Source organism: Propionivibrio sp. (genome assembly GCF_016790145.1).
Classification (GTDB): Bacteria; Pseudomonadota; Gammaproteobacteria; order Burkholderiales; family Rhodocyclaceae; genus Propionivibrio.
In genome coordinates this window covers 1-9,807 of sequence record NZ_JAEUOI010000184.1, presented here as the reverse complement: position 1 = coordinate 9,807, position 9,807 = coordinate 1, and the positions used below count along the sequence as shown (strand labels likewise).

The following is a 9,807-nucleotide window of genomic DNA, read 5'->3' as shown; positions in this document are numbered from 1 at the left end:
TACTGCCGCCGCCTGCTTGCCGCGCCCGCCCCGGCGCTGCGCGCGGTAATCGGCCAGCGGTTGCGACTTGATGTAGCCGGTATGCGAAAGGGTGACCACCATGTCCTGTGGGGTAATGTAGTCCTCGATGCCCAGATCCTGCGTATTGAGAACGATCTCCGAGCGGCGCTTGTCTCCGAACTGGGCACGGATGCCGGTCAACTCGTCGACGATGATCTCGCTGATACGCTCTGGACGTTCAAGGATATCGATCAGATCGGCGATGCGTTCAAGCAGTTCGGCATAGTCGGCAACGATCTTGTCGCGTTCGAGACCGGTCAGGCGTTGCAGGCGCAGTTCGAGGATGGCCTGGGCCTGGGCTTCGGAAAGAAGATAACCGCTCTTCGATAAGCCGTATTCAAGGCCAAGCCCTTCCGGACGCGTTGCATCGAGTGTCGCCCGCTGCAGCATCTGACCAACCGTCGCCGACATCCACAAGCGCGCCATCAAGCCGCGACGGGCGTCAGCCGGGGTCGGCGAGGCCTTGATCAGGGCGATGATCTCATCGACGTTGTCGAGCGCCACCGCAAGGCCTTCCTGGATATGCGCCCGTTCCCGTGCCTTGCGCAGTTCGAATACAGTACGCCGGGTGATCACCTCGCGCCGGTGCGAGAGGAAGCAGTCGAGCATCTGCTTGAGGTTGAGCAGACGGGGCTGGCCATCGACCAGCGCCACCATGTTCATGCCGAAGGTATCCTGCAGTTGCGTCTGTTTGAACAGGCAGTTGAGAACGACCTCGGGAACTTCACCGCGCTTGAGCTCGATCACCACACGCATGCCCGACTTGTCCGACTCGTCACGCAGATCGGATATACCTTCGATTCTCTTCTCGTTGACCAGCTCGCCGACTTTTTCCAGCAGCGTTCGCTTGTTCACCTGATACGGCAGCTCATCAATGATGATCGCCTGGCGCTCATTGCTGCCCTTGATCGGCTCGAAATGCGTCTTCCCGCGCATCACCACCCGCCCGCGCCCGGTGCGATAGCCTTCGCGCACACCGGAAACGCCATAGATGATGCCGGCCGTCGGAAAGTCCGGTGCCGGAACGATGTCGATCAACTCATCGATCGTCATCTCAGGATTGGCCAGCAGCGCCAGGCAGGCATCGATGACTTCGTTGAGGTTGTGTGGCGGGATGTTGGTCGCCATACCCACAGCGATACCCGACGAGCCGTTGATCAGCAGGTTCGGGATGCGCGCCGGCATGATCAGCGGTTCCTGCTCCGAGCCATCGTAGTTCGGTCCGAAATCGACGGTCTCCTTGTCGATATCGGCGAGCAGCTCATGACCGATGCGCGCCATGCGTACTTCGGTGTAACGCATTGCCGCCGCATTATCGCCATCAACCGAACCGAAATTACCCTGCCCGTCGACCAGCATGTAGCGAAGAGAGAAATTCTGCGCCATGCGAACGATGGTGTCATAAACAGCCGTATCGCCATGCGGGTGATACTTGCCAATCACATCGCCGACGATACGCGCCGACTTCTTGTAGGCCTTGTTCCAGTCGTTGGAAAGTTCGTGCATGGCAAACAGCACGCGCCGGTGCACCGGCTTGAGGCCGTCGCGCGCATCGGGCAGGGCGCGACCAACGATAACGCTCATGGCGTAGTCGAGATACGAACGGCGCATCTCGTCTTCAAGGCTGACAGGCAGTGTTTCTTTGGCGAATGGCTCTACGGGTTGTTCCATTTTCTATCCGGATAGTTCCAGCAAGAACCAAACTTCGGCGTCGATGTTGTCGTCTTGACTAAACCTGCGATTCTATCACGCCTGCATCATCGAGCCAGAACCCGGGGAAAGCGAAATGCGGCCGATTATCAGCTTCCATGGCTGAGTAAAAATGGCCGAGCACTGGAAATACCATCGGCTGACACGAGGAAAATTCGAGCAGCGCTCGAAATTGGCTTTGATCCGCAGTAAGCTAGCGCAAAATCCAGCAAAACGCTGCCCACTCCGCTTTTTATTTACCAAAAGCAAATCAGCCAATGAATACACCCATCGATCTGCTTATTGAAGCACGCTGGATAATTCCTGTCGAACCGGCCAATATTGTTCTTGAAAACTTCGCGCTTGCGGTCGACAAAGGCAAAATTGTTGCAATTTTGCAACAAACTGAAGCAAATGCCAGATTTTTTCCAAAACAGATAAAAAAACTGCCTCATCACGTTCTGATTCCGGGTTTCGTCAACCTGCATACGCACGCTGCAATGACGCTCCTACGCGGCCTCGCCGATGATTTGCCGCTGATGGAATGGCTGCAAAAACATATCTGGCCAGCAGAGGCGAAGCACGCCTCGGCTCACTTCGTATACGATGGCACGGCGCTCGCCTGCGCCGAGATGTTGCGCGGCGGTACAACCTGTTTCAATGACATGTATTTCTATCCGAAGGCTGCCGCCGAGGCCGCTCTGGCCTTTGGAATGAGGGCTTCCATCGGGCTTATCGCCCTTGATTTTCCGACACCTTACGCGGCCGATTCTGACGATTATCTGGCCAAGGGACTGGCTACCCGCGACGAGTTGCGCGATGAGCCGCTGCTCAGTTTCTGCCTGGCTCCGCACGCTCCCTACACGGTCAGCGACCGGAACTTCGCCAGGGTGCTGACACTCGCCGAACAGTGTGATTTACCGATTCACCTGCATCTGCATGAAACAGCCCATGAGATTGAGGATAGCGAACAGCGCTTTGGTGTGCGCCCGCTTGAACGCCTGCATCGACTCGGGTTGCTCAGCCCCGGACTGATTGGCGCGCACGGGATTCATTTCAATGCCGAAGAGATCGCGCTCCTGGCTCAGTACGGCTGCACGATTGCCCACTGTCCGAGTTCAAATCTCAAGCTTGCCAGCGGCATTGCACCGATCACCGCCCTGAGCGCACAGGGCGTCAATATTGGTCTTGGCACCGATGGTGCAGCGAGTAATAACCGGCTCGATCTTTTTCAGGAAATGCGGCTTGCCGCCTTGCTGGCCAAGGCTCAGAGCGGGCGCGCCGACGCCATCGGTGCCCATCAGGCGCTGCGCATGGCGACGCTCGGTGGTGCCCAGGCTCTTGGCCTCGACGCAGTAATCGGCTCCATCTCGAACGGCAAGGCCGCCGACCTGTGCGCCATTGATATAAATGCCATCGGATTGACTCCATGCTATGATCCGGTTTCGCTTCTTGTATATTCAGCGGGGCGCGAGTATGTTAGCGACGTGTGGGTGGCCGGTCAGATTCGTGTTGCAGATGGACACCTGCTTGAAACGAGTGAAATTGAGTTGATAAATCTCGCCGCTTTGTGGCAGAATCAAATTCGTCCGCGTAATGTTTGATCTTTTTTTATCAATAACGAGGCGTAACAGGCCTTGCGGACGAAAATCCGCAGGCTTTAACTAACGAGGGAAACCCAGATGAACAAAACTGTAAAACATTCAATGATGGCCGTGCTGGCTGCAACTCTCGGCCTCAGTGCCTCGCTGGCGCAAGCACAGACATACGATAGTGTCTACGTTATCGACAGTCGCGGCGTAGTCGCCTTGAGCGGTACCGGCCTTTGCTGGCGCACCGGCTTCTGGACTCCGGCAGGTGCTGCCAAGGATCCGAACGGTTGCAAATGCGACAAGGACCTGATCCCGAAGGAAATCTGTGAGCCGCCAGTGGCTGCTGCAGCTGCACCTACACCGAAGCCTATGGGTGAGAAGATCACCGTCGCTGCCGATGCGCTGTTCGACTTCAACAAGTCCGTCCTGCGTCCTGAAGGCAAGGCGAAGATCGACGAAGTCGTTGCCAAGTCCGGTAAGCTGAATCTCGAAGTGGTTATCGTTGTCGGTCATACCGATCGCATCGGTGGCAAGGAATTCAACCAGAGACTCTCCGAGCGCCGTGCTGCCGCAGTCAAGGATTACATGGTCAGCAAGGGCATCCCGGCCAACCGTGTTTACACCGAAGGCAAGGGTCTGACGCAACCGGTAACCAAGCCTGATCAGTGCCCGAACAAGTTGGGTAGGGCAAAACTCATCGCCTGTCTGCAACCTGACCGTCGCGCTGACATCGAAATGATCGGCACCTCCAAGTAATTCTGCCGATGTTAAAAAAAGCCCTGCTTCGGCAGGGCTTTTTTGTTTTCAACCTTCAAGTATAATCTGCACGCCATGCTCAACGCCGACCCGAACGAGCTCGACAAATTCAGCCAACTGGCCCATCGCTGGTGGGATCCGGACAGCGAGTTCAAGCCCTTGCACGAAATCAACCCGCTGCGCCTCGAATGGATTGACAGGCACGCCGGACTTTCAGGGCAAAAGGTTCTTGATGTGGGCTGTGGTGGCGGGATTCTTTCTGAAAGCATGGCTCAACGCGGCGCGCTGGTGACCGGCATCGACCTCTCGGACAAGGCACTCGGCGTGGCCCGTCTGCACCTGCTGGAAAGCGGGAACACGGTTGATTACCAGAAAATATCGGCAGAAGAACTCGCTGACCAGGCTGCCGGCCGTTTTGACATTGTCACTTGCATGGAAATGCTCGAACATGTCCCCAACCCGGCCAGCACCATTGCCGCCTGTGCCGCACTGATCAAAGCCGGCGGACATGTCTTTTTCTCCACCATCAACCGTAACGCCAAGGCCTATCTGCTCGCGGTAATCGGTGCCGAATACGTACTAAAAATGCTCCCCAAGGGCACTCACGACTACGCGAAATTCATAAAACCTTCGGAACTTTCTCGCTGGGCAAAGAGCGTCGGGCTGGAACCCGATGAATTGATCGGCATGAGCTACAATCCGATCAACCAGCGCTACAGACTTGGACGCGATACTGACGTCAACTATCTGATGCATACCGTAAAGGCCGTCTGAGACCTCACCACGCCTTGGAAAAGGAAAAGGCAAAACACACACCGCCCCTGGCCTCTACGCGTGATATGATTCTATCCCTGATGAAACTTTTCAGCAGTTATCGGGGTCAATCGGTATCTGCAAAATGGGGGCGACCTGGCTTCGACGTGGGTTGCAAAGCAGCGCAGGGCATACCGAGGACCAGTCACCTCGTAAATCCATCTGGAAACTACTAAACGCCAACGACGAGCGTTTTGCTCTAGCCGCTTAGGCGGTTGGACCGCTGTACTGATCGGTCTCTGGGTCAGGTGAGGCAACTCACGGCAGCGTCATTTACAGAGGCTCGCCCTTGCCAGGGTTACTTTGGCAAAGGCCAAATCCAAGGTAACTCGCCTGAAGCAAGCCTGTTCGGCCGGCGTGCAAAGGTTAAAACCCAAATGACCGGACTATGTATGTAGAACTGTCTGTAGAGGACTTGCGGACGGGGGTTCGATCCCCCCCGCCTCCACCATCTTCGAAAACCGGATTAATCTCCGGTTTTTTTTGCCTGCTTGAAAGCCTGAACCTTCGGGCAATCGATGTCCATCTCAGTCCTGCACCAGAGACATCCAGACAAACAAGGCCTGCCCCTGTGATTCCGCAAGTTGCGCCAGATCAGCCAGTTCAGTCAGTTGCGCAAGAACATCATCAGCCTCCCATTGTTCGCTTTCGAAGTCTTCGGTTGCAGCCAGTTCGCTGGCAACGTTCTCCAGCGCCTCTTCGTCGAGCACGGCCAGTTTCTCAAGCAACTCCTCGGCAATCCGAAGAACAACGGTTTCGCTTTCAGTCACATAGACCGGCTCGTAGAGATCAAGCGCCATCTGGAGTGGATCGCCGGTCAACAGACAATGCAGGATGGCGACCTTGACCGTATCCAGGCCGGGCGCCTCGATACCACTCCATTCGTCCAGCGGACAGGTCGACTCACCGATAGCCGTATATTCATCCTCTTCAGCAGCGACGATATTGGTCATGAATTCCATAATTAATAGTCCTGATCAAGACAAAACCTGGGGAGAAGAGCTCCTTCAATTCGGTTCTCACGGCGACTGCCAACCGAACAAAGGCCGGTCGACGGCATAAAATCAACCAGTGACTGGTTCAGATTATCTCGCTACGGAACAGTTCAACTCGGATGCAGAATCTGACGAACGAAAACGCCGACCCGTACACGCCCTGCCGCCTGGAGGCAGACGTTGCAACTATTATTCTGCTCCCGATCACCGGCATCCATCAAGCGGACAAAAAAATGCCTCTCTGTTGCTCTCTCTGTTGCGAGTGTTGCGAGTCTCTGTTGCAAGTCTCTCTCTTTTCCCATGCCGTGCTTGCAAGAGCTATCAATCCTTGATAGTTTGGATACGTAGATAACCAAAGGAGGCCATGCCATGCCGTCAAGCTATGTCATCGGTGAACATTTTGAGACTTTCATCAAGAACCAGATTCAGCAGGGGCGTTATGCCAGCGCCAGCGAAGTCATCCGCGACGGGCTGCGCTCTCTGGAAGATCGGGACAAATTCCGGGCAATGAAACTGGAGGCTTTACGCGCCGAGATTCAAAAGGGCGCTGACAGCGGCGCAGGCATTCCCGCCGCAACCGTCTTTGCCGAGATTCGCACCCGCATTGCCCAGGAAAGCGCTGGCCACTCGGGCAAGCAATGAAGGTTGAATTTTCCCCCGTCGCCAAAGACGACTTGCTCGAAATTGCGCTCTATATCGCGCAAGACAACCCAGTCCGCGCCCTCAGCTTCGTTGAGGAATTGGAAACGCAATGCCTGCTGCTCGGGCAAGCGGCGGGTATTGGCGCACCACGCCCGGAACTGGGGGAAGGCGTCCGTATGCTCCCGCATGGGCGCTACCTGATTTTCTACCGTGAACACGTCAGCATGATCCGCAACGAGCGCATCATGCATGGGGCGCGTGACATTGGCAGCGATGATTTCGATGTGACTGGCTAACCGCAATGCTGCTTGTCAATATAGGGCAACGCCCTTAACGCATTATGGCAGGATGGCGTGGCAGCTCAGACTCATGCCGCGCGTTCGCCAATGTTGTTGATCTCGCCGTCGACCGATCTGTTGATTTCGTTTTATTGCTGGAGACATCTTCGACGGTGACCGGCCAGCTTTCAACAACGGACTACATTTTACATCCGAGATACGACGACCCGCCGAGGCAGATATGGTCACGTCACCAATCACCATTTGTAAACCGCGGCCAAACTCGTTATGCGACGCTTCCGTGAAGTGGAATCACGTCCACCCCCGCCTTGATTTTGTCGAGGTAATCCGCCCACAGTTGCATCATGGCCTTGCGCTCCTTCAGGAACTTGGTGCGGTTATACGCCGTGCCCAGGGTGTCAGAGACAGAGTGCGCCAGTTGATGCTCGATCACTTCCGGATTTTGGTGTAGTTCTTCATGCAGGATGGTTCGAGCCATCGCCCGGAAGCCATGCCCGGTAATCTCGGTGCGAGTATCGTACCCCATCCGACGAAGTGCCGCGTTTATCGCGGCCTCGCTCATAGACTTGCCGTTACCTCGTGCGCCAGGGAATACATATCTCCCTTGCCCGGTCAGTGCGTACAGTTCTCGAAGAATTGCCACGGCCTGAGTTGCCAGGGGCACAAGATGGTCAGTGTTGGTTTTCGAGACGCGATAGCGCCACTCGGCTTTTTCAAGGTCAAGGTGCACCCATTCCGCTTTACGCAGTTCACCGGGTCGGACAAACAGCATTGGAGACAGCTTTAAGGCGCACAGCACGGGGAATGTGCCGGAGAAGCCATCAAAGGCACGCAGCATTTCCGCTACCTTTAACGGGTCGGTGATGCTAGCGAAGTGCTTTTCAACGGCAGGCGGGATAGCGCCAATCAGGTCGCGAGCCGGGTCGGCTTTCGCCCTGCCCGTTGCAATGGCGTAACGAAAGACTCGGCTGATTTCGCTTCTGACGCGATGCGCGGTAAATCTCGCGCCACGGCTGTCAATCCGGCGCATGACGATCAGAATTTCAGGGGCGTCTATCTCAGAGATAGGCCGCTTGCCCAGCCAGGGGAATACATCGTTTACCATTCGCGCCAGAGTTTTTTCATACTGCCCTATCGCAACACTCGCTTTCCGGCCTTCCATCCATTCACGGGCGACAATCTCGAAGGTGCTGGCGTTCGCAAGCTCTGAGTCTCGCTTGACGGCCTTCTTTTCTTCGGCAGGGTCAGTGCCTGCCCGGATCAGGTCGCGCGCCTTCTCAGCCTTGTCTCTGGCTTCTGGGGGTCGGACTTCGGGGTAGACGCCAAAGGACAAACGTTTTTCTTTCCCGGCCATCCGGTACTTCATGCGCCAGTACTTTGAACCGTTCGGCTGTACCTCAAGGTACAATCCGCCCCCGTCGCCCAGCTTGTAGGGTTTGGCTTTGAGTTTGGCGTTATCAATTGCCTTGACGGTCAGCATTGGGGCGAACCTCCAGATTTTGGGGGCACATTTTTAGGGGAAACCGGGATATTTTGAAATGTGCCCCCAGATATGCCCCCAGGTGCCCCCGGATTTAATTGGACTACTACGGACTGCTGTGGATAGTATAGACGTAAAAAAACCGCATTCAAGCGGGTTTTAGAGGAGTTTGTGGAATGTATTGGACTACTGTAGATTGGTGCTTGGTGCCGGGAGGGGGAATCGAACCCCCACAGTGTTACCACCGGCGGATTTTGAGTCCGCTGCGTCTACCGATTCCGCCATCCCGGCCCAGGTTCGCATGAGACGAACCGAAGGAGGCCGAATTATCCTCGATTCGACCCTGACCGACAAGCCACGCCGCAGACAATTTTTCGCATGCTCACTCTCGACGACTTTGATTTTCACCTGCCGCCTGAACTGATCGCCCAGCACCCGGCCGTCGAACGCACGGCCAGCCGCTTGCTGCATCCTGTGCATGAAACACTGCATGACCGGCAATTTGCCGAGCTGCCTCAACTCATCGAACCCGGCGATCTGCTGGTTTTCAACGATACGCGGGTGATCAGGGCACGGCTCTTTGGGCATAAGGACAGCGGCGGCCAGCTCGAGGTGATGATCGAGCGTATCGTTGATCGCGGCCATGCCGTCGCGCAGATTCGCGCCAGCAAGTCGCCCAGACCGGGCAGCCGGATCGTCCTCGAAAACGCCTTTGCCCTGACGGTAACGGGGCGCACTGGAGAACAGTCCGAATTTTTCACACTCGAACTGTCTGGTGACGGCGATCTTTACACCTTGATCGAGCAATATGGCCATCTACCGCTGCCACCTTATATTACCCATGCCGCAGCGCTTGACGACGAAACGCGCTACCAGACGGTGTTCGCCCGTCATCCGGGTGCCGTTGCCGCGCCGACGGCCGGCCTGCATTTCGACGAGGCCATGCTGGCCACACTGTGCGCGCGCGGTGTCGAACTCGCCTGGCTGACTCTGCATGTGGGTGCCGGAACCTTTCAGCCGGTGCGCGTGAAAAATCTGGCCGAACACCGCATGCATGCCGAGCGTTTCGATATTCCGCAAACCACCGTTGACGCCATCGAGCGTACCCGCGCCCGGGGCGGCCGCATCATAGCCGTTGGCACCACCAGCCTGCGCGCCCTCGAAGCGGCAGCACAGCGCGGGGAACTGCGCGCCGGAGCTGCCGAAACCGACATCTTCATCACGCCGGGTTACCGCTTCCGCATCGTCGAGCGGCTGATCACCAATTTTCACTTGCCGAAATCGACGCTGCTCATGCTTGTCTCGGCTTTTGCCGGTACCGACACCCTGCGCGCCGCCTATCGCCATGCGCTTGTACAACGCTATCGTTTCTTCAGCTATGGTGACGCCATGCTTCTCGAAAGAGCGAACAATGCCCTTTGAACTCCTCGCCACCGATGGCGCCGCCCGGCGCGGACGCCTGACGCTCGCGCATGGCATCG

General features: G+C 56.5%; 9 protein-coding genes, 1 tRNA gene and 1 other RNA gene. 7 read left to right on the top strand and 4 right to left on the bottom strand.

Annotation, left to right across the window (positions count from 1 at the left end):
• A partial coding sequence (gyrA, locus tag JNM42_RS15430; RefSeq protein WP_294272076.1) for a DNA gyrase subunit A occupies positions 1 to 1,731 on the bottom strand: 1,731 nt, incomplete at its 3' end.
• Between the two features lie 296 nt (positions 1,732 to 2,027).
• Between gyrA and JNM42_RS15425 the strand changes: the two genes are divergently transcribed.
• The 4 genes from JNM42_RS15425 (at position 2,028) to ssrA (ending at position 5,361) form a co-directional block, all read left to right on the top strand.
• Entirely contained in the window at positions 2,028 to 3,353 is a 1,326-nt protein-coding gene (locus JNM42_RS15425) for a TRZ/ATZ family hydrolase (protein ID WP_294272072.1), read from the top strand.
• A gap of 78 nt (positions 3,354 to 3,431) precedes the next feature.
• The gene (locus tag JNM42_RS15420) at positions 3,432 to 4,097 is read left to right on the top strand and encodes an OmpA family protein (RefSeq protein WP_294272070.1); all 666 of its coding nucleotides are present in this window, start codon (positions 3,432 to 3,434) and stop codon (positions 4,095 to 4,097) included.
• Positions 4,098 to 4,172: 75 nt separating this feature from the next.
• Positions 4,173 to 4,871 (top strand): bifunctional 2-polyprenyl-6-hydroxyphenol methylase/3-demethylubiquinol 3-O-methyltransferase UbiG, encoded by a 699-nt coding sequence (ubiG, locus tag JNM42_RS15415; protein WP_294272065.1) that lies wholly within the window; start codon positions 4,173 to 4,175, stop codon positions 4,869 to 4,871.
• Between the two features lie 126 nt (positions 4,872 to 4,997).
• Positions 4,998 to 5,361, top strand: a transfer-messenger RNA (tmRNA) gene (ssrA, locus tag JNM42_RS15410).
• A gap of 76 nt (positions 5,362 to 5,437) precedes the next feature.
• Here ssrA and JNM42_RS15405 read toward each other — a convergent pair.
• Positions 5,438 to 5,872, bottom strand: coding sequence for a hypothetical protein (locus JNM42_RS15405; RefSeq protein ID WP_294272062.1), 435 nt, complete (start codon positions 5,870 to 5,872; stop codon positions 5,438 to 5,440).
• A 402-nt stretch (positions 5,873 to 6,274) separates the two neighbouring features.
• Between JNM42_RS15405 and JNM42_RS15400 the strand changes: the two genes are divergently transcribed.
• Positions 6,275 to 6,547, top strand: coding sequence for a type II toxin-antitoxin system ParD family antitoxin (locus tag JNM42_RS15400; protein ID WP_294272060.1), 273 nt, complete (start codon positions 6,275 to 6,277; stop codon positions 6,545 to 6,547).
• On the top strand, positions 6,544 to 6,843 hold the full coding sequence (locus JNM42_RS15395; RefSeq protein ID WP_294272055.1) for a type II toxin-antitoxin system RelE/ParE family toxin: 300 nt from the start codon (positions 6,544 to 6,546) through the stop codon (positions 6,841 to 6,843). Before JNM42_RS15400 ends, JNM42_RS15395 begins: the two co-directional genes overlap by 4 nt.
• 268 nt (positions 6,844 to 7,111) lie before the next feature.
• Here the strand turns inward: JNM42_RS15395 and JNM42_RS15390 are convergent, their stop codons facing one another.
• Together JNM42_RS15390 and JNM42_RS15385 are read right to left on the bottom strand one after the other, a co-directional pair.
• On the bottom strand, positions 7,112 to 8,326 hold the full coding sequence (locus JNM42_RS15390; RefSeq protein WP_294272052.1) for an integrase arm-type DNA-binding domain-containing protein: 1,215 nt from the start codon (positions 8,324 to 8,326) through the stop codon (positions 7,112 to 7,114).
• A gap of 204 nt (positions 8,327 to 8,530) precedes the next feature.
• Positions 8,531 to 8,617: transfer RNA gene (locus JNM42_RS15385), tRNA-Leu, on the bottom strand.
• 87 nt (positions 8,618 to 8,704) lie between these two features.
• On the opposite strand from JNM42_RS15385, the gene queA reads away from it, so the two are divergent.
• Entirely contained in the window at positions 8,705 to 9,748 is a 1,044-nt protein-coding gene (gene queA / locus JNM42_RS15380; protein WP_294272049.1) for a tRNA preQ1(34) S-adenosylmethionine ribosyltransferase-isomerase QueA, read from the top strand.
• Positions 9,749 to 9,807 lie beyond the last annotated feature (59 nt).